Annotated in this window: 14 protein-coding genes and 2 tRNA genes; 11 read left to right on the forward strand and 5 right to left on the reverse strand. The window is 41.2% G+C overall.

The window, feature by feature from the left end; all coding sequences use genetic code 11:
• Positions 1 to 296: 296 nt before the first annotated feature.
• The 9 genes from NVS78_RS06325 (at position 297) to NVS78_RS06365 (ending at position 13,874) form a co-directional block, all read left to right on the forward strand.
• On the forward strand, positions 297 to 1,412 hold the full coding sequence (locus NVS78_RS06325; protein WP_286358398.1) for an MBL fold metallo-hydrolase: 1,116 nt from the start codon (positions 297 to 299) through the stop codon (positions 1,410 to 1,412).
• 29 nt (positions 1,413 to 1,441) lie between these two features.
• Complete coding sequence (locus tag NVS78_RS06330; RefSeq protein WP_286358399.1) at positions 1,442 to 2,446, forward strand: DUF362 domain-containing protein; 1,005 nt, start codon at positions 1,442 to 1,444, stop codon at positions 2,444 to 2,446.
• Positions 2,447 to 3,066: 620 nt separating this feature from the next.
• A complete protein-coding gene (locus NVS78_RS06335; RefSeq protein WP_286358400.1) occupies positions 3,067 to 3,621 on the forward strand; it encodes an RNA polymerase sigma factor in 555 nt (184 codons plus the stop codon).
• A 137-nt stretch (positions 3,622 to 3,758) separates the two neighbouring features.
• A complete protein-coding gene (locus NVS78_RS06340) occupies positions 3,759 to 4,931 on the forward strand; it encodes a FecR family protein (protein WP_286358401.1) in 1,173 nt (390 codons plus the stop codon).
• 102 nt (positions 4,932 to 5,033) lie between these two features.
• Positions 5,034 to 8,678, forward strand: coding sequence for a SusC/RagA family TonB-linked outer membrane protein (locus NVS78_RS06345; protein ID WP_286358402.1), 3,645 nt, complete (start codon positions 5,034 to 5,036; stop codon positions 8,676 to 8,678).
• A gap of 10 nt (positions 8,679 to 8,688) precedes the next feature.
• Entirely contained in the window at positions 8,689 to 10,227 is a 1,539-nt protein-coding gene (locus NVS78_RS06350; protein WP_286358403.1) for a RagB/SusD family nutrient uptake outer membrane protein, read from the forward strand.
• Between the two features lie 17 nt (positions 10,228 to 10,244).
• The gene (locus NVS78_RS06355; protein ID WP_286358404.1) at positions 10,245 to 11,150 is read left to right on the forward strand and encodes a hypothetical protein; all 906 of its coding nucleotides are present in this window, start codon (positions 10,245 to 10,247) and stop codon (positions 11,148 to 11,150) included.
• A gap of 159 nt (positions 11,151 to 11,309) precedes the next feature.
• Complete coding sequence (locus tag NVS78_RS06360; RefSeq protein WP_286358405.1) at positions 11,310 to 12,566, forward strand: thioredoxin family protein; 1,257 nt, start codon at positions 11,310 to 11,312, stop codon at positions 12,564 to 12,566.
• A gap of 51 nt (positions 12,567 to 12,617) precedes the next feature.
• Positions 12,618 to 13,874, forward strand: a complete 1,257-nt coding sequence (locus tag NVS78_RS06365; RefSeq protein WP_286358406.1) for a thioredoxin family protein — start codon at positions 12,618 to 12,620, stop codon at positions 13,872 to 13,874.
• Between the two features lie 56 nt (positions 13,875 to 13,930).
• On the opposite strand, the gene NVS78_RS06370 is transcribed toward NVS78_RS06365, so the two are convergent.
• The 4 genes from NVS78_RS06370 to tsaD form a co-directional block, all read right to left on the reverse strand.
• Positions 13,931 to 14,003: transfer RNA gene (locus NVS78_RS06370), tRNA-Gly, on the reverse strand.
• A gap of 196 nt (positions 14,004 to 14,199) precedes the next feature.
• A tRNA-Tyr gene (locus tag NVS78_RS06375) sits at positions 14,200 to 14,281 on the reverse strand.
• 208 nt (positions 14,282 to 14,489) lie between these two features.
• Complete coding sequence (locus NVS78_RS06380; RefSeq protein ID WP_286358407.1) at positions 14,490 to 15,419, reverse strand: NAD(P)-dependent oxidoreductase; 930 nt, start codon at positions 15,417 to 15,419, stop codon at positions 14,490 to 14,492.
• 37 nt (positions 15,420 to 15,456) lie between these two features.
• Positions 15,457 to 16,482: a tRNA (adenosine(37)-N6)-threonylcarbamoyltransferase complex transferase subunit TsaD gene (tsaD, locus tag NVS78_RS06385; protein ID WP_286358408.1), complete on the reverse strand. Its 1,026-nt coding sequence runs from the start codon at positions 16,480 to 16,482 to the stop codon at positions 15,457 to 15,459.
• A 282-nt stretch (positions 16,483 to 16,764) separates the two neighbouring features.
• Between tsaD and NVS78_RS06390 the strand changes: the two genes are divergently transcribed.
• Together NVS78_RS06390 and rocD are read left to right on the forward strand one after the other, a co-directional pair.
• Complete coding sequence (locus tag NVS78_RS06390) at positions 16,765 to 21,162, forward strand: translocation/assembly module TamB domain-containing protein (protein WP_286358409.1); 4,398 nt, start codon at positions 16,765 to 16,767, stop codon at positions 21,160 to 21,162.
• A gap of 111 nt (positions 21,163 to 21,273) precedes the next feature.
• Positions 21,274 to 22,485, forward strand: coding sequence for an ornithine--oxo-acid transaminase (gene rocD / locus NVS78_RS06395; RefSeq protein ID WP_286358410.1), 1,212 nt, complete (start codon positions 21,274 to 21,276; stop codon positions 22,483 to 22,485).
• A 104-nt stretch (positions 22,486 to 22,589) separates the two neighbouring features.
• Here rocD and NVS78_RS06400 read toward each other — a convergent pair whose 3' ends face one another.
• The gene (locus tag NVS78_RS06400) at positions 22,590 to 22,991 is read right to left on the reverse strand and encodes a bactofilin family protein (RefSeq protein WP_286358411.1); all 402 of its coding nucleotides are present in this window, start codon (positions 22,989 to 22,991) and stop codon (positions 22,590 to 22,592) included.
• Positions 22,992 to 23,158: the final 167 nt, after the last annotated feature.

Consider the following 23,158-nt stretch of genomic DNA (forward strand, 5'->3'; position numbering starts at 1 on the left):
TTGTTGTTTTGTCATTGTATTCGTACGCTATTTTGTATGACAAAATTAGGTCGGATAAATCGAAACGCGGATATATGGATTACGGATTGTTATACCAATATTACCGATCACCGAATTGATAAAGGTTATATAAAGGAGAGGACGGGTATGAAGCAAAAAGTTAATAGGTAATAACGTTATAAATTTTTGTTCGGTTTTTATTTTTGATCTGTAATAATGGTAGGAATATCTGTAATTGGTATACTCATTGTCTTTTGTTTTGCGTTTATATTTGTATCGGATCAATAAAATAATAGATGAGGATAATACGTATGACGCTGACCATTATTGTATCGGTTGTTATAGTACTTGGTATTATAACCATGATAATACTGAATCATCCCAGTTTCGGTAAGGCTCCAAACGGGAAACGCTTGGAGCGTATAGAGCTGTCACCTAACTATCGTAACGGACAGTTTCAGAATCTTACCCCAACACAACAGATGACTTCGGATAGGGGAAAGTTGGCTGCGATGTGGAATTTCCTCTTCGATAGGCGGGAACGGCTGAAACCTCAAAAATCACTTCCCGTACAGAAGCAAGATTTACATCGATTGGATCGTAAAGAAGACGTATTGATATGGTTCGGTCACTCTTCCTATTTCATTCAGGCGGACGGTATCCGTTTTTTAGTAGATCCGGTTTTAACCCATGTTTTTCCAGCATCGTTTATGTTTCAACCTTTCAAGGGTTCTGATCTTTATACCCCGGACGATATTCCTGATGTGGACTATCTCATTATTTCGCACGATCACTGGGATCATTTGGATTACGAGACGGTAAAGCGTATGAAACAGCGGGTGGGGAAGGTGATTTGCGGATTGGGAGTGGGAGAGCATTTTGAGTATTGGGGATACGATAAAGATTGTATTATCGAATTGGATTGGGAAGAGAGTATCAGACCGATGGAGGGGATGCAAGTGCATTGTTTGCCTGCTCGCCACTTTTCGGGTCGCGGGCTTTCGCCTAATGGCACTTTATGGGCTTCTTTTATGTTAGAAACTCCGACACAGCGAATTTTTATTGCCGGAGACGGAGGATATGATACTCATTTTGCAGAAATCGGTGAGAGATTTCATCCGATAGATCTTGCTATTATGGAAAACGGACAATACAACAACGACTGGCGATACATTCATCTATTGCCTGAGGATTTGGTGAAAGCTATTCAAGAGTTGAATGCCAGACGGGTATTTACGGTACATCATTCCAAGTTCGTTCTAAGTAGACATACGTGGGATGAGCCTTTGAATAACATCTCTCGGGCGGCTACCCAAGAGGGTATTGATTTGCTTACGCCGATGATAGGCGAAAAAGTTTATTTTAAAGATACGACACAGGTGTTTACCGAATGGTGGAAAGAGGGAGAATAATATCTTAGAACATAATAAAAAAGATCGATATGAAGAAAAGTGTATTTACATTAATGGTTGCGGTTATATTGCCTTTTTCCGTGTTTGGTTCTTCCCGGGAAAATGGGGATAGACAGACGTTACGAGAAGAAAATTCTGACGGACGGGGGGCGGTAACGAAAAAGACGGCGAAAGTATATATGACGAAAGAGATTACCCCGCAGAGTCTTAAACGTATTTACGAAGCGTTGAATCGTCCCGCAACCGGAAAAGTGGCCGTTAAATTGAGTACGGGAGAACCGGGCGGCAATAACTATCTGAAACCAGCATTGGTTGGTGATTTGATAAAAGCCGTGAACGGGACGATTGTCGAGTGCAATACGGCCTACGGGGGAGGACGGGCAACGACGGAAGCTCATTTGAAGGCAGCAGAGGATCATGGCTTTACGGCAATCGCACCGGTTGATATTATGGATGCCGAAGGTGAAATTCGTTTACCGGTCAAAGGAGGTAAGCACATTACCGAGGATATTGTCGGTTCGCATTTTAAGAATTACGATTTCACTTTGGTTCTTTCACATTTCAAAGGTCATGCTATGGCCGGTTTTGGCGGAGCCGTTAAAAATATATCTATCGGTATAGCTTCTTCTTCTGGTAAACTTCTTATTCATTCGGCAGGAAAGAGTACTACTAATTGGGAACATCCGCTTCAGGATGATTTTTTAGAGACGATGGCTGAGGCGGCCAAAGCTGTTGCCGATCATTGCGGGGACAAAATTATTTATATCAACGTGATGAATAATCTTTCGGTGGATTGTGATTGCGATTCCAGTCCTGCCGATCCTCAAATGGGCGATATCGGTATTTTGGCTTCACTCGATCCGGTGGCTCTGGATAAGGCTTGCATCGACCTGGTTTATGCCTCTTCTGATCACGGACGCGTTCATCTGATAGAACGTATGGAATCGCGACATGGAATTCATACCTTGGAGTATGCGGAAAAAATAGGACTCGGTAGTCAAGAGTATGAATTGATTCTTTTGGATGACGAATAGTATTTTGGGGTTGGTATATATTTAAGTTTATAAATAAAGGAAGGCGGTGATAGCTGTTTTCATCTGCGGATGATGTTAAAAGTATTGATTTATGCTTATCTGAACTATATTTACTTCTCTCGTGAGATCACAAGTGGTTATCGGGAGAAGCACGTCCTAAAAGCCATTGCACGTAATATCAAAAAATTGCGGCCCGCGTAACTGAATGTAACTTTTTTGACGGAAAATCCAGAAAACGATACATTATTGGCGAACAACATTACAAATTACTTGTTGTAGAAAGGGTCGGGACGCATAAATTTATTGAAAAGAAAATATATAAGCACCAGGATACAAAAAAAGGCTGGATAACTTTGTATTGTTAGACAGCCCTTTTGTATATTAGTTGTGATGCATTCAAAGTTGAATGCATTTGTTTTGTTGTGGTAGATCGTTTTTTTGGGGGGGGATTTTTGTGTATAATGTAATGATATGTATCATGTGGATATGATATTTACAAGATGGATTAATACAAAAATGGATGTAAACGGGCGTTGTATGATAAAAAAAGCTATTTTTGTTGAAAATTAGATAGAGAAGTGAGCCCCCCCAAAAAAACAAAAGATCAAATTATATGTGATTTGCTGCATTTTCATGATCAGCGAGGGATAAAACTTTTGTTTGAAACTTACTATAAATCTTTGGTATCTTGGGCTAATATCTTTTTAAATGATTTGGGAATCGCGGAGGATATAGTACAGGAATTTTTTGTTATGTTATGGAATGAGGAGATGTGTCGGAAGTTAAAGCCGGAAACTCTTCCTTCTTTTTTGCGTGTGGCGGTACGCAATCGTTGTTATAACCGATTGATTAAACGGGATGTTTTCACTCGTTTTGTAAGTGTGGAACGTGTTCAGTATATGTTCGAGGAGTATGACGATTCGAAAGATATGATGATAGCTAAGGTAATGGACGAAATTGCCCTTTTACCTCCTCGTAGTCAAGAGATATTGAGTAGTGTCTTTGTCGAGGGAATGAAATACCGGGAAGTGGCAGAACGTTACGGAATATCTGTTTCGACAGTGAAAACCTTGTTAGGGACTTCCGTGCGTAGACTTCGGGAGCGGATGGGACGAGACGGATTTCATGATTTTTTGTTAATCTATTGTAAATGGCCTTGTAAAACACCTGTTTAGATACTTGTTCGGTCTGAAAAGGGCCGATAATAAACGACGTTTGAAGTGTTAAAATTGTTCCCGAGGATAATTTTTTTCAAAAATCAATAGACTTTTTTATTCTCTTTTTTGTACAGAGAATGAAAAATCGATGATTTATGAAAAAAACGAAATTAGACTGTGAGACGGAGGATTGGTTGATTGCCTTTTTTAACGGGGAGTTGAATGCCGATGAGGAGTCGGAGGTTGGGGTGTGGCTGGAAAAAGAACAGGAAAATCAGGAGGCCTACGAGGCATTGATGCAAGATTATTTGCATGTACGTTGGTCTTTGGAACATCTTCATATACGAGAAAAACATGCGAGAGAGAAAATATTTTCTTCTTTACGAAAAAAAAGGAATCCATGGATATATTATAGCGTTGCGGCATCGGTTGCCATTTTGCTTGCTGTCACAGCCGTGTTGTTCGTTAATAGAGAGCAAAGGGAGCCTCGAGTCGAGATTGCAATCGCTAAAATAAGGCCTGTTCATCCGCAAGCCGTTTTGGTTTTATCGACAGGAGTGAAAGTCGATTTAACGGAAGAAAGTTGGAAAATCATACAAGAGCGGGATGGCTCCACGGTAAAGGTGGATAGTGATCGGGGTATATGCTATGATTCCTGTGGAGAGATGAAACAATCGGAATTGATTTATAATAAAATTATCGTACCGCGTGGAGGAGAATATTTCGTGACCTTGAGCGAGGGAACGAAGATCTGGCTGGATGCCGAGTCAGAGCTTGAGTATCCGGTATTTTTTACCGGAAATAACCGGGAGGTACGATTGAAAGGAAATGCCTATTTCAGCGTGACGAAAGATACCGATAAACCTTTTGTCGTACAGGTAGGGAGTTTTTCCTTACGGGTTTACGGTACCGAATTCAACGTGAATGCTTACAACCCGCGACAAATCGAGACGGTATTGGTTGAGGGTTCGATCGGTTTAAAAGCGAATGCTTTTACTTCCGAGCAGATAATGAAACCGAACGATTTAGCGCTATCGAATCCGGGAACAGGGCAGAGCGAGATTCGTCAGACAGATATCTATCCTTATATTGCTTGGAAAAATCAGGAGATCGTGTTTGCAGACGAGCGATTGGAGACCATCATGGAGAAATTAGCGCGTTGGTACGATGTGGCCGTGTTTTTCCGGAACGAGAGTTTGAAGGAATTGCGCTTTGATTGTAACATGCGGCGATACGCGGATATAAACGATTTATTCTTTTTTATGGAGAAGACTTCCGGAGCCCGGTTTACATTGAACGGGAGAACGGTTGTGGTGAGCAAAAAATAAGTGATGAAGAATTGAGCCTCTTCATCACTTACTGTTAACTAATAGACGGGTTCGATTGAGCCTGAACCTGTCCAGTATTAATTCTATTTCAATTACAAATGTATGAAAAAAAAGGAAATCATGTATTATGTCTTCGGTAAGAGGCATAAAAAAATTAGGATGATCATGAGATTGTGTTTCATTTTTGTGGTTTTTCTGCAGTTCGTGACGTTTGCGAATAGCGTGGGACAAGATCAGGTGGTGAGTTTGGATTTGAGAAATGTGAGCTACTACCGTTTGTTTAACGAGATCCACGAGCAGACAGGATTACGTTTTATTTACAACACGAATCAATTGGAAAAGATGTCGAAGATCAATGTGCATGTAAAAGAGAAGAGCGTGAGTGAGGTCTTGCGGGATGTTTTTGCTAATACTCCGTTTACGTTTTTATTCGAGAAAGACGTGGTGATGTTGGTGCAACGGACGGATCAGAAAAAGGAGATTAGGATTACGGGAAGGGTAACGGATGTGAATAAATCACCGTTGTTCGGGGCGACGGTGATTGTAAAGGGGTACAAAATCGGAACTTCGACCAATAAAGACGGGCGGTATTCTTTAACCTTGCCTCATGTGGATAAGATTGTTTTATTGTTTTCCTTCGTGGGGATGGAAACTCGGGAGGTAAAATATGTAGGAAAAGATACGATAGATGTCGTGTTAAAAGAGGATATAAATCAAATCGATGAAGTCGTTGTCAATTCCGGCTATCAAAAAATTGAAAAGAGACATTTGACGAGTGCTGTGACGACGATCAAAGCGGATGATATTATGACGGTAGGATTGAACTCTATAGACCGGATGCTGGAAGGTCATGTACCAGGTATGGTATTTATGCAAAATTCGGGGCAAGTAGGAGCTACTCCTCGGTTAAGAATTCGCGGAACCTCTACGGTATTAGGGAATCAGGAGCCGTTATGGGTTTTAGACGGAATCATCTTGTCCGACCCCGTAGATATCGACCCATCCGAGATCAATGACTTGGATTTCGTGAATTTGCTCGGTAACGCGATAGCGGGAATAAACCCTGCGGATATCGAACAGATCGACGTATTGAAGGATGCGGCAGCTACGGCATTATACGGAGCCCGGGCGGCCAATGGCGTGATTGTGATCACGACAAGAAAAGGAAGGATCGGGGCTCCTTCGGTCTCTTACTCTTTTTCCGGTAGTTTTGCACAAAGACCGCATTACCGGGATCGGGGCGTCAACATGATGAATGCTTCGGAACGAATCGATTTTTCTCGTGAAATTATTGAAAAAAGATTGAATTATCCCAGTATGACCTCTTTAGTCGGTTATGAAGTCGTTATACAAGATTATTTTGACGGGAAAATAGATTTTGCGACTTTTCGTAAAACCATCAAGCGTTTTGAAGATGCGAACACGGATTGGTTCGGGGTCTTAACTCAAAACTCTTTTTCTCACAATCACACGTTGAGTGTTTCGGGCGGAACGGATAGGGTGCGGTATTACGCTTCACTCGGGTATATGGATGAGCAAGGAGTTTTGCAGCAAGAGAAGGGTAAGCGTTATACGGCGAATGTAAATGTTACTACCAATTACAAAGGTTTTCAAATCTCTCTCTCTTTGCAAGGGAATGTGAGTGACCGACGGTATACTCCGGGCGATGTCGGTTTATTGGATTATGCCTACAATACGAGTCGGGCCGTTCCGGTATACAATGAAGATGGAGGGCTGGATTTCTATAAAAGAACGATGAGTCGGGGTACATTTGATTTTAATATTCTGAATGATCGGGCTAATACATATGATCGTTTACGAGGGAACGGAATAACACTTACTTCCGTTATTGATTACAGGGCTTGTTCGTGGTTAAAAGCGGGGGTGACGCTGTCTTATTCTACAGATAATTCTTATCGAGACATCTATCATGGAGAAAACAGTTTTTATGTCTCCGGGTTACGCCAAATAGCAGAAGATTACGATTCTATGTTGCCTTATGGCGGGGAGTTGAAGAAAGACGATACCCGAAAAAATTCCTATATGGTTCGTGGACAGTTGGATTTTAATACATTTCTTGATCAGGAAGAAAATCATCAGATCATGGCTTCCGTGGGAGGTGAAATTTCTTCAACGAAATATACGGGATTGGCTCAAACGCATCGTTGTTACCTGCCCGAGCGGGGAAATATCTTTAATGCAGTCGATATTGAAAAATATCCGAAGTATGCAGAATGGCTGGCAACTAATCGTGAGGCTTTAGGTGTTTTGAAGGAAGACTTACAAAATCTGGCATCTGCTTTTGCAACGTTTACTTATAGTTATGCCGATCGGTATATTTTTAATGTGAACGCCCGGATCGACGGATCCAATGAATTCGGTAGTCGTGCCAATGATAAATTATTGCCGATTTGGTCTTTTTCTGGACGCTGGAATGTCAGCCGGGATATGTTGAAGAACATTGCATGGATAGATGATTTGGCTTTACGTGCTTCTATGGGGATTCAGGGGAATATGATCAAAACGGTCTCTTCCCAGTTGGTACTTGAGAAGGGAGGGATAAACAGTTCGTTTAATAAATATGAATCGAAAATAAAATATTTCCCTAATCGGGATTTGAAATGGGAGAAAACCAACTCCTATAATTTCGGGTTGGATTTTTCATTTTTCAAAGGTAAACTTCGGGGTACGGTTTCCTATTATTACAAGCAAACAAATGATGCTTTTTTGAATAAAACAATATCAGAAATCAATGGTATTTCGTCCTATATCGTGAATAAAGGAGTTTTACGGAATCAGGGGTACGAATTGACCTTAAATTTTATTCCGATTCAAACCGGTTTTTCCCGAAACGATTTTACCTGGAGGTTCGATCCGCAGATCGGACAAGTTTTAAATCAATTGATCAGTAAGGCAATCGGCAACAAAGATAGGTCATTGCATGACGAGGTTACTTATAGTGATTATCTGAATGGTAGTGTAGAGATTGCCGGGCGTCCCTTGAATACTTTTTATTCGTATAAATTTGCCGGATTGGACCCTAATGACGGACGTCCCATGTTTTGTAACGTGGATGAATTTGAGGGAGAGGGAGAAGATAAGGTAAGTATTCGGGAGAAATACAGTAAAATGACGAAAGACGAAGTGTTTCGGACGGTTATGGAGCGTTCCGGTACGCGAGTTCCGTTTATTCAGGGCGGATTGGTAAATACTTTTTCCTATAAAGGGTTTGTACTTAGTTTTAACTTGACCTATAGCCTGGGTTCCAAAGTCCGGTTATTGAAGTTATATGACCAGATGGGAAGAGGTACGCTTGCTCCACAGCCGATACAAAATGTCAGGAAAGAATTTGTGCATCGGTGGAAAAAATCGGGTGATGAAAAGATAACCAATATACCTGCTTTGATTGCAAATGCGGATTATCAAAAAACGTTGTCTCCTTGGTGGAGGAGTGAACCTTATAAATTTGCGGAGAGTATATGGCAAATGTACGATAATTCTAATATTCGGGTCGTTAGTGGGAATTATTTAAAATTACAGTCGTTTTCTTTACGCTATATCGTATCCGATGAACTTTGTCAGAAATTAGCTTTAAAATCGTTTTACCTGAGTTTCACGGGAACCAATATGTTCACGATATGTTCCAAAAAATTAAAGGGACAAGAGCCTACTCAATCGGGAAGTTCCAATAATATCAATCTTTCCGTACGTCCGAATTATTCTTTTAGTTTGAACATAACCTTTTAAACGAGTAATGATGAATAGAATATATAGTTTTATGATTTTAGTGATGTTTTGTATGACATCATGCGGGGATTTTCTGGAGGAGTATTCGACTCAGCTGAACTACGCTACGTCGAGTAGCGATTTGGAAGAGTTGTTGGTCGGGGGAGGCTATTTGCCTTTTAGGACCGATACGGAGTATTATGTTTTTTCGGTGGTCGGCGAGGGGGCTCCTGATTTCCCGTGGATTCACGTGATGGACGACGACGTGACGGATTATTTGAATACGAATAGTCCGCATGAAGATAACGTGGGAGATCTTTTGGCTGCTTTCTATTGTTGGCAAAAAAATCCTTTTTCCAAATTTGGAGAAAGCTATAGGGATATTACCTGGGAACGTATGTACGAGCGAATAGGTGTGATGAACGTTATTCTGGGCAAAGTAGATGAGTTCACGGAGGATCCCGTGGAATTACGAAACCGGATAAAGGGAGAGGCTCTATTTTTGAGAGCGAACTTCTATTTTTTATTGGTTAATTTTTACGCGAAACCCTATGCTGAACGTTCGGCGGTTCAGGAGCCGGGAGTACCCGTGAAGATAACGGATGAGGTAGTCGACAAATATTATTCCCGTAATTCTGTGGCGGAAACGTATAAGCAAATTGTGACGGATTTGGGGCATGCGGTAAAGTGTTTGTCCGGCTTATCCACGGAATCGGTATTCCAAGCCAATCAATCTGCGGCTCGTATCCTATTAAGCAGGGTATATCTTTATATGGGAGAGTGGGAAAAAGCATTGCAACAATGTGATTCGGTTGGAAAAGAGTATGGGTTACTGGATTTGGTCGATAGGGATGTGAATCTCGATTTCACTTACGAGGCCTCTCCGGAAACAGTCTTTACTCAAGGCTCATATACTATGGGGGCTTTGATGAAAAACCTCGATATGTGGAAACATTGTTTTCAGGTTTCCGATGATTTGTACGGGCTGTATAGTGAAGGTGATTTGAGAAGAAAGAACTTCTTTAAAATTGTATCGGGGTACTATGAACCGGCTATTTTAGTGATCAGAAAATGGAATAAGCCCTATGACAAGCCTAAAATTTCTGATAATTGTTTGATACGCTATGCCGAGGTATACTTGAATAAAGCGGAAGCATTAGCTATGTTGGATCGGGATGCCGAGGCAATTCGTGTGATACAGGAATTAAGAGCGAAACGCTTTGTGCCCGGAGAAGAAGTGAATACGTATTTGAATGGAGAAAGGGTAGCGGTAAACTCTCTTTCCGGAGAACGATTGGTACAATTTATCCGGGATGAACGAAGAAGGGAGTTGTGTCTGGAAGGACATCGTTGGTTTGATTTACGACGCTATGCCGTTAGCCCTAAATATCCGATGGAAAAAGAGATTAGACATAAATACTTCGTTCCGGGAGGACAGTCAACGGAATATTATCTGTTAAAGAAATACAGTGAAGACGGGGGATGGGTTTTACCGATACCCGATTACGTGATTACGTTTAATAACGGACTGATAAAAGATAATGAACGAGAAGATCGAAATGCGTTATAATATAAAATGGATGAATTATGAAGATAAGATTACTATTTTGGTGTTGTGTGTTGATTCTATTTTGGAGTTGTTCGGACGATGACTCCGGCACCATGCACGAGTTAACCAATTGGTTTGAGATACAAGACAATCCGAATGATGAGTTACAGCATTTGGCTTATCTTATTTATAAAGATACGGGAATCCCGATTTTTTATAATGATACGATCGGTTGTGAACAACGGGGTGTCAATGCAGACGGAACTCCTTACTATTATTACGAAATCCTGGACGGAAGGTATACTCTTTCGGGGACGGCGAATTTGACGTATAAGATATCTCCGAATAGAAATAAGATCAAATTAGGATTAGAATTATTGAGAGATCAGGTGATTCGACGTTTGCCCAAACGGGTGCGCGTAAATAGCTTTTTATTGGTCGATACAATCTATTTAAATGATAACAGAAAGAAGATCGAATTGAACGTTTACCGTAGTATGATGACTACTTTGGTAGGTAAAATTATTTGTATTGATAAAATGACGGATCAGGATAAAGACATTTGGGCTGCCGAAATATTGAGCACGTCAGTAGCTGCTTACATGATCAATAACACGGGCAATGAGTTGGACGAGTTTTATGCGGTAATCAGAAGCATACCGAGTGGGAATGAGCCTCCCGACCCCACCTTTGCCAATTATGGGATGTTTATTTATACGATGGGCGAACCAGAGCCTTCTCATGAAGATTTTGGCTGTCTTTCTTCTGTACCCACGGGGTCTTACGGATTCACTCTTCCCAAAAGAGAAAAAGATTTGAATGACTATATCATGGCGTATTACAGTTGGAAAGAATCTGATTTTTTGGAAAAATATAAGAATTATCCGAAGGTTCTTGAAAAATATCAGTGGTTACGTAATTATATGGATCGGGAATTTAAATAACGAAATTGACGATTGTAGATTAAAAAATTGTGTGATTTAATGATTCAGTGATTGGGTGATATCATGATTCAATCACTGAATCGTATAATCACAGAATCCGGGAATCACTGAATCTTTTGGGGTAAGTGTTTGTTTGTATTCTTATATAAAATGAACTATATGAAATTTATTTGGTTATCGGTATTATGCATATTGAGCGAGGTATGTTTTGCTCAGATGAAGATAGAAACATTGTCGTTTGATACGGAATTGGCGGAGGCTTTTCGAAAAGCAAAAAAAGAGAAGAAATTGGTATTTATGGATAGTCACACGAGATGGTGTGACGGGTGCCGGAGAATGGAGAAAGAGGTATTTACCGATACTTCGGTGGTTCGTTTTTTTCAATCGAACTTTATAAATGTATCCGTGGATATGAGTGAGGGCGAGGGGAGGACATTAGCCGGAAAATATAACTTACGTGCTTTTCCCGCTTTATTGTTTTTGGATGCGAAAGGGAAAGTTGTGCATCGGGTCATCGGCTATTGTCCGTCGGAAGAGTTTATAGCGGAAGGAAAAAGAGCCATGGATACCAAACGTTGCTTGAAAGGGATGACGAAACGGTTTGAAAGAGGAGATCGATCTCCGGAGTTTTTGTCTGATTACGTGACTGTGTTGAGAAAGGCGAATAGTCCGGATTGTAAAGGCGTGGTCAAGTTGTACGTTGGCGCAACCGGGTTGAAAAAACGATTCGAAGCGGGAGAGAGGGGATTTCCTTTTATGGATGAGTATGCTGACGTACTGGAGATTGCGAAAGATGACGAAGATTTACGTGTATTCGTTCCGGAGTATTTGTCCGCTTTGCCTGTTGAACGGATGGCAGAGAGGAGAAACTGGCAATGGCTGAGGTGCTACTGCATATTGCGTTTTACGACGGCTATGCGTAAGGTTGCCGATCATCCGGAGGTTTTTGTCCGGATTGCGGGGGGAGTCGGGCCGTTAAATCAGCTTATTGACAGAACTCTGAGACAAGAGATGTTTTATTACCTGCGTTGGTTACATGATCCGAAATTCAGCTGGAATAAGCAAGCGTTTGAATCCTTCATGAGTTATTTAAAACGTTTCGATACTCCGATAGCATCGGAGTGTTATATTCAACTTACCGCCTTAAAGTGTGTTGTGCAGAAAGATTACGAGGGGTTGTTCGAGAATATGCGACAGGTTTTACAATACAACGTGTTGCCCGTGTCGTCCGGTAATGCCTATTTTCGTAATTTTTTGACGGCATTGAAGGATTGTCAGGATGTAAAATGGGTAAAGGAGGGAATTTGTTTGATCGATGAAGATATATTGATTCGGATTTCGGAAGAACAAAAGAGAGAATGGGAAAAATTAAGGCAACAATTGGTTAGACATACAGAAGAATTAGGTAGTGAATAAAAAAGAATCGGAAAGGAATTTCTTCGTTAAATAGTTGTAAACAAAATGTATATGAGAAAAATATATTTGGTAATTGTATTATTTATGTTGACCCTGTGGGAGATACAGGCACAAAATCGTCAAATTCGTTTTGAGAAAAGTCGTGTTTGGCAAAATATTTTACAAAAAGCGGCTAAAGAGAATAAATTGGTGTTCGTGGATTTTTACGCCTCTTGGTGTGGCCCGTGTAAACAGTTGGTAGAGAATGTTTTTTCAAGGGATAGCATTGCGGATTATTTTAATAATACTTTTGTATGTGCTCGTTTTGATATAGAAAAAGATGAGGATGGTAAAGTTTTGTTTCAAAAATACGGTATGCAGGTGGTACCGACTCTCGGATTTTTTGCTCCGGGTACAGGAGAATTAGTCCATTTAGTCGCAGGAGCTAAAGACAAGGATTGGTTGATGGAGCAAGCTAAACTTGCTCAAGATCCGCAAAACAGTTTAGGGGGAATGGCAAGACGTTTTAAGAATGGAGAGCGAGACGATGTGTTTCTTTATAAATATTTGGGGATGCTTGCAGCCGGAAATTTGGATGATTGGCGGAAATCGGTTATTTCTGATTATTTAAATGATTTGACCGAGGAAGAGTTCGTGAATAGTAAAACTTGGGAAATAATCAAGAGTAATATTCGTGATCCTTTGGATAAGGCTTTTAAACGCGTGATGAACGAACGGAAAAAATTCTATGATATTATTGATTCTGAGGTAGTCGATGCTTTTTTAGCAACAGTAATTAATGCTACGGTAGATGATATAACCGGAAATATGTTGGGAGGACAAATGAATAACAGCAAAGGACCGGGAACGGAGGAGGTCGTGAATTATCTAAAATCTTTGGATTATCCTGTCGTGCCGGGAGCCTTGATTCGTATACATACAGCGGAATATCGTCAAAAAAGAGATTTTGACGGAATGTTAAAGTATATGCGAGAAGTAATAGAGGCGAAATGGTTTATGAACGGGGAGAGTCGTCAGTTTGTAATTGATAATTTAGGAACTTTAGTCTTGTGTCCGGATACCTCTGTTATCCGGAAGGGGATTGCGTGGATTGACGAGGAGTTTAGAGTGGCAGACAATTACCTGTATCAAGCTAATTTGTTACATGTGAAGGCAAGCTTGTTGGAAAAGACAGGAGATCTCGATCAGGTAAAACAGGTAAAGGAGCAGGAGAACGTCTACTTGAATAAAGCTATAAAACAGAGCGGAGGATATATTATGCGTGTTTTTAAAACTTGCCGGGAGATTTCCGGGGATAGAATTTTATGATGGTAGATACAAAAAGGGACTGGCTAAAACTTGTTAGACAGTCCCTTTAAAATGAGAGCGGAAAACGGGACTCAAACCCGCGACCCCCAGCTTGGAAGGCTAGTGCTCTATCGACTGAGCTATTTCCGCAAATATAAGTTCCTGTCCCGTGTGGATGGCCTCGCTTTGTTCGGCGATCCTTCAGGGGGAGACCTTACTGATTTTTGATAGCGAAAGACGAAGTCTTTCTTGTTGATTGAAAAATATTTAACCTTATAAAGGTGGACTTTTGACGGTAAACTTTTTTCAATCACGGATACTTTCAGCATCCGCTATTAAAAATCCGTGGGCAGTGATGGATTCGAACCACCGAAGGCTAAGCCAGCTGAGTTACAGTCAGCCCCATTTGGCCACTCTGGTAACTGCCCTTGTTCAAAGAACGTTTGCTTGTCGTTAGCGGGTGCAAATATAGGGCTTTTTGTATATATTGCAATAGTTGTAATCGATTTTTTGAGTGAAAATCGAGAGGTATTTAAGTAAATGAAGCTATTTATTTCTTTATTTGAAAATTACGATTCCATACCCCGAAGCATAAAATGAAGGAGGAACAATTCGAATTGTTCCTCCTTCATGTATTTAGTTGACCACGTTGGTCGGGGTTCCTTTGAAAAAGTTCAATATGTTGTCGACCGCTTCCCGTCCGGTAGCGATGCGGGTATCGATGGTTCCGGTACCGTTGTGCGGAGCCAGTATCACGTTATCCAGGCTATAAAGGATTTCGTTGATATGCGGTTCGTTTTCGAAAACATCCAAGGCTGCTCCGGCAATTTTTTTGTTCAGGAGGCATTCAGCCAAAGCTTGTTCGTCAATTACAGCCCCTCGGGCCGTGTTAATCAAAAAAGCACTCGGTTTCATTAAACTTAATTCCCGTTTTCCGATCATATGCCGAGTATCATCGGTAAGAGGCGTATGGATGGAAATGAAGTCGGATCTTTGTAAAAGCGTGTCCAGATCCACTTTTTCATATCCTTCAACGGTAGTACGACGATTATGATAGATCACTTTCATTCGAAAAACGGATGCCATCTGGGCTACTGTTTTCCCGATGTTACCCATGCCGATGATACCGAGAGTCCTTCCTTCGAGTGTGTAGCCCAAATTCTTCATGGTTCCCCACATGCTCTCTTTTTCTACTCTTAAACGACGGTCGCATTCTGCAATTCTGCGGGCCAGGCTTAGCATAAGTCCCATGGCCATTTCTGCGGTCGGGAAACAGACGGCTTTGGGCGTATTACAGACGGCAATACCTTTCGAGCGGGCGAATTTGATATCGATGTTATTGAATCCGACGCCGAAATTGCTGATTAATTTCAGGTTCTTGCCGGCTTCAATGACCTCATTATCGATCGGACGAGTGAATATGCCTAATAAAGCATCGTATTCAGGAACCATTTTTATTAACTCTTCTTTAGAGAAGAATTCTCCCTCCGGCAAAGTTACCGTCTGTTCTTTACCCAAGGCTGTAAAAGATTCACGAGGGATATTATACGTAACTAATATTTTCATGTGATTGTAATTTAATAAATGAATTTTTATATTGTGGTCAAATTTTTAAACTCATTCTGGCATCGGCAGGAGCTTCTAAACCGATGAACTGGGATTTTAGGTACTTGTAATATCCCGTGACCGCTACCATACCTGCATTATCGAGCGAGAAACCGAGGCGGGGGATATATACCTCCCATCCGAGTCTGTCCGCTTCCGCGTGTACGGCTTTTTGTAATCCAGTGTTTGCAGAAACACCGCCTCCTATGGCAATTTGCTTGATCCCGGTCTGTTTGGCTGCTTTTTTTAGTTTAGACATAAGTATATCAATGATTGCTTTTTGCAATGAAGCGCAAAGGTCGTTCAAATTGTGCTGTATAAAATCAGGATCGTTTTTTATTTCGTCCCGGATGGAATATAAGAAGGATGTTTTTAATCCGCTGAAGCTGTAATCCAGACCCGGTATTTGTGGTTTGTTGAAAGGGAAACGTTCCGGATTCCCTTCTTTGGCTAAGCGATCGATGAGCGGTCCGCCGGGGTAGCCGAGTCCCATGACCTTGGCACATTTGTCGTAGGCTTCCCCGGCCGCATCGTCGATGGTTTGTCCGATTACTTCCATATCGAGGTAATCCCGAACGACAATGAGTTGGGAGTTGCCTCCGGATACTAATAACGTGAGAAAAGGAAACTGAGGATGACGGGCTTCAATACCCGGTTCTTTGATGAAATTAGCCAAGATATGTGCCTGTAAATGATTAACCTCGATCATAGGTATTTGTTTGGCAATGGCAAAGCCTTTGGCAAAAGAGGTCCCCACGAGCAGTGAACCCAGTAATCCCGGACCCCGGGTGAAAGCTATGGCGGTAACCTCGTCGGCACAGGTTCCGGCAAGTTTTAAGGCTTGAGCAACCACGGGTATGATGTTTTGTTGATGGGCTCGGGATGCTAATTCCGGAACTACCCCGCCATAAGCCTCGTGTACTTTCTGACTGGCAATGACGTTGGATAATACCACACCGTCTTTCAGAATTGCGGCAGAGGTGTCGTCGCAGGAAGATTCGATCCCTAATATGATAATACTCATTGTTTTTTAATTTAGAATTAACATGACCGGACGAGGCAAATGCGATAAAATTGTTTTGTGTTTGTAATGAACAGTAGAACATGAATTTATAATTGCATTACTGCTAAATCTATTCATTTTCAATTTTTCAAATTATTTTCCTTTTCTGGTCATAAAATGTTCTGCAATATTAATAAATTTGCGTTCAACTAAAACGGCTGTGTTATAAAAAAAATAATAAGTATACTATCTACGTGCTTGGTCGGGTTGGGACTACTGGTCGCAATCCTTTATCTGGCATTTATGACTCCTTGGGTACAAACGAGGGTTGTGGAGTTTTTTACCCGTCAGATTGAGAGGCAAACGGGGACGGAAATTTCCATAGGGAGAGTAAACTTCCGTCCGATCGAATCGTTGGTTCTCGAGGATGTGTTGATAAAAGATGCCCGGAAAGATACGCTTTTGTTTTGTAAACGTTTGGTAACGAAGGTGGATTCCGTTAGTTTCGTGAAACGGCGTTTTACTGTGACGGAAATGGGATTTGAGAAAGCCCTTTTTAATCTGTGGGTCACGCGAGGTAAAGAGGGAGGTGTCACGAATATAGAGTTGTGGTTGGATGTTCTTTCCAATGCAAGGGATACCTTGTCCTCTTCCGTTACCTCGGCATCTCCGTTGGAATGGAATGTAAATTTGTCCAAGGTATATTTGAAGGATTGTCGTTTCAAATACGCGGAGGATGAATATGAGCCGGAGGAGTACGGGATCAATTGGACAGACGTGGACTGTCGGAAGTTGAATGTAGTGATTTCCGATATCGATTTTTCAGGAGGTAGGTACGGGGCGTATGTTTCGGGATTGACATTGGAAGAAAAATCCGGGTTTCGTTTATTGAATTTATCCGCAAGAATCCTGGCAGAAGACGATCAATTGTTGATTACCAAAGGTTTGATACAGACAGAAAGAAGCGAACTTTACCTGGATACGTTGCAATACAATTGGGTTCCGAACGAAAGGTATTGGCATTTCTTCACTCAAAAGATGAAACAGCGGTATGTTTTTTCTCCTTCCACTTTACACTTTGACGATTTGGCTTATTTTAACGGGGAGTTGTTGGGTATGAATAATATCGTTGTCGCGAGTGGGGAGGTTTCGAGTACGGTAAATCGACTGGAGGGGCGTCGGTTGGAAATTTACCTTGGGGAGAAAAGTGTTATTAAAGGGGAATTTAAATCCGAAGGATTACCCCGTTTCTGGGAGACGGATTTTGATATTGCGTTCCGGGATAGTAGAATTGCTCCTGAGGAATTGGAAGGTATTTACATGCCTTGGTTGGAAAGTCATTATGTAAAGTTGCCGGACTTGTTGCATAAATACAGGACTTTTGATTTGGAAGGGAATTTTAAGGGTAGAATAGAAGATTTCATATTAACGGCAAAAAGTGAGACTCCCGGGCTTCTGGGGAGTATAGGATTAACCTATAAACCGGATACGGTAGCCGGGCATCGGTACCATGGAAGTTTCCGTTTTTATCATGTGGATTATGGGTTTCTTACCGGACAATCTTATTTGGGGAATGGTTCTTATTTCGGGAAATATACGGGGTATTTGAGAGATTCATCGTCTGCTTTTACCTTGAATAGCCGAATTGGCCATGTAAACCTGTATCACGGTTGGGTGCGAAATATCGCTTTGGATGTTCATGGAGATAACGACTATATGAAACTTTCTTCGTTCGTGGAAAATGACAGTATACAGGCCAAAGTAGCGTTAGACTATACGTACGGGGGGGATACGATTCGGCTGGCGGATGTGTCGGGAGAGTTGCATGTCCGGCATTGGGATTCGTGGAATACGCCTGTTTTTGGAGAACGAGAATCCTTCGGTTTCCGTTTTTTCGGTAATTACGAACAAAGAAACGAAGATGCGGAAGTGAAGTTATCCGTTTCAGATCTCTCGTATGAAAATATTCGGGGAAAGTTCACCGTCGATTCGATACGTTTGGATCATAAAAAGATAGAGGACTATGGATTGACAGATTTACGCTCCTCCATGGCGGATGTACGCGTGGAAGGCTTTTACGCGGGGCTTACTTTCGAAGATTTTGTGGATAATCTGATCTGTCGTTATATCCCGGCTTATCGCTATGCTGTAGATAAAGCATTGGGACCGGGGACGAATTTTATTTGTGAAGCGGCACTCAAAGAAATAAGTCCCGTGTTGAAAGTTATCTATCCCGAGTTAACGGTTTCAGACGGGACGAGCTTCTCCTGTGATTTCAATGATTATCAAGGGAGTTTGCGAGTGAGATTGGAAGCGGACACGTTGCGTTGGGGAGATATGCATTTGTATCATTCGAAAATCCGGGCGACCGGCGATTCTTTGACTTTACAATGTATATATACCGCGGATGAATTGAAATACAAACGTATAGGACAATTGTATAATATTCGCAATGTGACGAATATAAAGACCAATGACGTGGACAATGCCCTTTCATGGGGAAATTGGGAAAAGGAAACTTATTCCGGTTCCTTGTCGGCTAACTTACGATTGATGAAATATCACGACCGGTATATTACACAAGTTTTTGTAAATCCCGGTACGATCGTTATGGCGGATAGCGTGTGGCAGGTCGAAAGGGCTCTTCTGTTAAAAGAGGATAAAAATATCTTCGTGAATAATTTTGTTATCTATCGTGGCGATCAACGTTTTAGCTTGCAGGGAAAAATCGGTAGCAGTCCGAGGGATACGCTTACTGTTTCTTTTGATAATTTTGATCTGGCGGAGTTTAATAGGATTATTTTCGATAATAAGGTGAAACTTTTTGGAAAAGTAGTCGGGCGGGTGAACGTGTCCGATTTTTATAAAGATCGTTTGGTTTATGCTAACGTAGACGTGAATCGGTGGGGTATAAATCGGGATACGTTGGGAACAATGAAGATCCGTTCTTTTTGGGATGCTCCGGGGAGTGCATTGCAAATGCAGGTCTCGGACCAGATCGGTGATCAGGTGCCGTTGTTTATATCCGGATATTATAAACCCTCTTCGGACAGTATAAACATAAATATGTCTCTCTCCGGTATTGATATGAAATATGTATCTAATTACTTTCCGGATCTTATCAAAAAGGGTTCGGGTTCGGTTTTCGGTGATTTATCTTTGGCCGGAACGATGGAGGACGCTAAGGTCAACGGATTTTTAGGCATGGATACTGTTTCCTTCGCTTTGACCGGGTTGAATACGGATTTTTCTATTGACGACCGGATACAGATAAGAGACAACAGAATTTTGTTGGATCGTTTTGCTATTCGGGATGCCGCTGCCAACGAGGCAACTTGTTCCGGATATTACGATATAGGAAGCAGTTTGTATGATGTGAATGTACAATTAAAGAATTTCATGGTGTTGAATACGCGGATGGAACAAGGCGAATCTTTCTATGGTCAATTGTATATTAGCGGGCTGACTCGTATGCACAATTTGAACGGGCCGACTAATTTTGCTGTAAATATAAAGACGGAACCTCATTCTAAAATATACGTTCCCTTGACATCTGCCACTTCGGAAAATAGCGGACAATTTTTGCATTTCATGGGTAACGAGCGCTCGGATACCCTGAGGCGTCCTTTTGAGTTTCAGCATTCCTTGGCAGATTGGGTCGATTTGAATGCTAACCTGGAGATTAATAATAATCTGGAGGTACAGATTATATTTGATCCTACGATCGGGGATATATTGAAGACGGTGGGAAGTGGGAATATCAGAGTTTCTTTGGATAAAGACCGTCAATTAAATGTTTTTGGTGAATATAAAATCGAAAAAGGGGATTATCTTTTCACGTTGAGTAATTTGGTCAACAAAAAATTTATTTTGACTCCGGGGGGAAGTATAAAATGGAATGGCTCTTTGGATGACGCTATCATTGATATGAGTGCTGTTTATCATTTAAAAACGTCGTTGAATGATTTATTGTCCGGCGTGGAGAAGGGGACAACCAAGGTTCCCGTGGAGTGCGTGCTGAACTTGAAAGAAAATTTGATGAATCCTTCCGTGAACTTCAGTATTAATTTCCCTTCTTTGGACGCCCAGATGAAAAGTTTGATACAAAGTCTTTTCGCCAGTCAGGATGATATCAATAAGCAGATGTTTTCTCTTTTGATATTGAATAAATTTTACACTCCGGATTACGTGGATAAATTGGAGGGTAAGGAGGAGAGAAATGCCGGTTATCAGGTAGGAGTGACTACCGCGAGTGAGTTGCTTTCTAACCAGTTGTCTCGTTGGTTCTCGCAAATCAGTAATAATTTTGATATAGGGTTCTCTTACCGTCCCGGGGATGAGGTGACTACCAATGAATTCGAACTGGCTCTTTCCACTCAAATTTGGAACAACCGGGTGACTATTTCTGCTAACGGTAATGTGGTCGAAAAGGCTAAAACGACTTCTAATAGTCCGATCACGGGAGATTTTGACGTGGATGTAAAAATCAATAAGCAAGGTACTTTAAAATTGAAGGCTTATTCTCATACGGATGAGAAGATCACGTACAATGCCACGGAGACGGTTCAAGGGGTCGGTATCTCTTATCAAGAGACTTTCGATACATTCAAAGAGTTGTTACGAAAATATTTTGGTTTTTTCAAACGGAAAAAATCTTTACCGGAAGATATGCAAGCGGTTGATAATAAAGTACAAGATTAATATCCTGTATGCTCTTTTTTATTTTCGATTCAGATGTCATTGTTTTTTTCCTTTTTTTTAATGAAATTGGGAACGTTACATGAATACGTATAACCAACTAATATTAAAAAAATGACAGAAAAAGATTACATGGATCGTGAGGCCAAATATGGTGCTCATAATTATCATCCGCTACCCGTGGTGTTAGAGAGAGGAAAAGGAATTTTTGTATGGGATGTGAACGGGAAACGTTATTTCGATTTTCTTTCCGCCTATTCTGCCGTGAATCAGGGGCATTGTCATCCGAAGATCGTGAAAGCTATGACCGATCAGGCCAAAACGCTGATGTTGACTTCCAGGGCATTTTATAATAATGTTTTAGGCGAGTGGGAAGAATACATCACCGAGTATTTTGGATATGATAAGGTGTTGCCGATGAATAGCGGGGCAGAAGCGGATGAAACGGCTTTAAAGCTTTGTCGTCGTTGGGGATACGACGTGAAGGGTATTCCTGCCGATCAGGCGAAAATCATCGTCTGCGATAATAATTTCCACGGTCGTACGATTACGATTGTGACTCTTTCTAACGATCCTTCTTCTTACGCGGGTTTCGGACCTTTTACTCCTGGGTTCGTACGTATACCTTATAATGATATTCCGGCCTTGGAAAAAGAGTTGAAAGATCCTAACGTGGCGGGATTTTTATTGGAGCCGATACAGGGGGAGGCCGGCGTGTTCGTGCCTGAGGATGGCTACCTGAAAAAGGCTTATGATTTGTGTAAGGCCCATAATGTGTTATTTATGGCTGATGAGGTACAAACCGGAGTGGCTCGTACGGGGCGAATGTTGGCATGTGATCATGAAGGAGTCCGGCCGGATGTTTTGATTTTAGGAAAAGCCATATCCGGAGGCGCAATGCCTGTTTCCTGCGTGTTGGCCGATGATGAGATTATGTTGACTATTAAGCCGGGAGAGCATGGTTCTACCTACGGAGGTAATCCGATTGCGGCAAAAGTGTCTATGGCGGCTTTACAGGTCGTGAAAGATGAGGAATTAGTAGAAAATGCCGAAAAATTAGGTAAAATTTTCCGGAAGAAGATAGGAGAGATAAAATCCGATATGATCGAGTCGGTTCGCGGTAAGGGCTTATTGAATGCCGTGGTAATTAGGCCGAAGAATGGAAAGACGGCTTGGGATGTATGTTTGAAATTGCGGGATAACGGTTTGTTGGCTAAGCCTACCCACGAACATATAATTCGTTTTGCACCGCCTTTGGTAATTAAGAAGAAACAATTACTCGAAGCGGTCGACATCATTAAAAAGACCCTTGAAGAATTCGAGTAGACAAGGTATAATCTCAAAGAGGTATACAAGATAAAGTTTATAACCGTTGTAAAACAGATTTCTCTTTATTTTACAACGGTTATTTTTGTACAATCGAAGCCTATTTATTTTTTAGGGGGAGTGTGAGGCAGTTGGGGTTCCGCTTTCTTTTCTTCGATCATTTTACATTCTCCGTTAAATTGAGCTCCCGGTTCTACAATTAAAGTGTGTGTGACAATCGTTCCTTCTATGATGGATTTCGATTTCAAGATCACGCTTCCTTCCGAAATAATATTTCCGGTTAATTTGCCGAATATTTCAATGTAAGGGGCTTTTGTTTGTCCTGTGATATTTGCTACCGGGCCAATAATTATTTTTCCGTTCGTTGTCATGTTTCCCTTTAGAGTCCCGTTGATACGAATGTCTTTATCCGTTTGTAAATCACCTTCCAGTGTAAGCCCTTCGTTTAATAAGTTGAAAATGTTTTCTGTTTCTTTCTCTTTTGCCATGGCTTTCTTTTTTAACATATATATGAATATTAAGGATTGATAGGTGATAGTATATCAGTATTTTAAACCTAATGACGTAACTCATAAAACGAACGTTTTATGAGAATGGTAATAGGTATATTTTTTAGAAATTAGATACAAAGTAATATATAATTATAACTCTGATTGACAATTAGATGGTTTCA

Source organism: Gabonibacter chumensis (genome assembly GCF_024741215.1).
Lineage (GTDB): Bacteria > Bacteroidota > Bacteroidia > Bacteroidales > Marinifilaceae > Gabonibacter > Gabonibacter massiliensis.

What these genes read in the sequence shown, in the direction of transcription:
- NVS78_RS06325 (WP_286358398.1), top strand. Translation starts at nt 297, where the DNA reads ATGAGGATAATACGTATGACGCTGACCATTATTGTATCGGTTGTTATA.
- NVS78_RS06330 (WP_286358399.1), top strand. Translation starts at nt 1,442, where the DNA reads ATGAAGAAAAGTGTATTTACATTAATGGTTGCGGTTATATTGCCTTTT.
- NVS78_RS06340 (WP_286358401.1), top strand. Translation starts at nt 3,759, where the DNA reads ATGAAAAAAACGAAATTAGACTGTGAGACGGAGGATTGGTTGATTGCC.
- NVS78_RS06345 (WP_286358402.1), top strand. Translation starts at nt 5,034, where the DNA reads ATGAAAAAAAAGGAAATCATGTATTATGTCTTCGGTAAGAGGCATAAA.
- NVS78_RS06350 (WP_286358403.1), top strand. Translation starts at nt 8,689, where the DNA reads ATGAATAGAATATATAGTTTTATGATTTTAGTGATGTTTTGTATGACA.
- NVS78_RS06355 (WP_286358404.1), top strand. Translation starts at nt 10,245, where the DNA reads ATGAAGATAAGATTACTATTTTGGTGTTGTGTGTTGATTCTATTTTGG.
- NVS78_RS06360 (WP_286358405.1), top strand. Translation starts at nt 11,310, where the DNA reads ATGAAATTTATTTGGTTATCGGTATTATGCATATTGAGCGAGGTATGT.
- NVS78_RS06365 (WP_286358406.1), top strand. Translation starts at nt 12,618, where the DNA reads ATGAGAAAAATATATTTGGTAATTGTATTATTTATGTTGACCCTGTGG.
- NVS78_RS06380 (WP_286358407.1), bottom strand. Translation starts at nt 15,419, where the DNA reads ATGAAAATATTAGTTACGTATAATATCCCTCGTGAATCTTTTACAGCC.
- tsaD (WP_286358408.1), bottom strand. Translation starts at nt 16,482, where the DNA reads ATGAGTATTATCATATTAGGGATCGAATCTTCCTGCGACGACACCTCT.
- NVS78_RS06390 (WP_286358409.1), top strand. Translation starts at nt 16,765, where the DNA reads ATGACTCCTTGGGTACAAACGAGGGTTGTGGAGTTTTTTACCCGTCAG.
- rocD (WP_286358410.1), top strand. Translation starts at nt 21,274, where the DNA reads ATGACAGAAAAAGATTACATGGATCGTGAGGCCAAATATGGTGCTCAT.
- NVS78_RS06400 (WP_286358411.1), bottom strand. Translation starts at nt 22,991, where the DNA reads ATGTTAAAAAAGAAAGCCATGGCAAAAGAGAAAGAAACAGAAAACATT.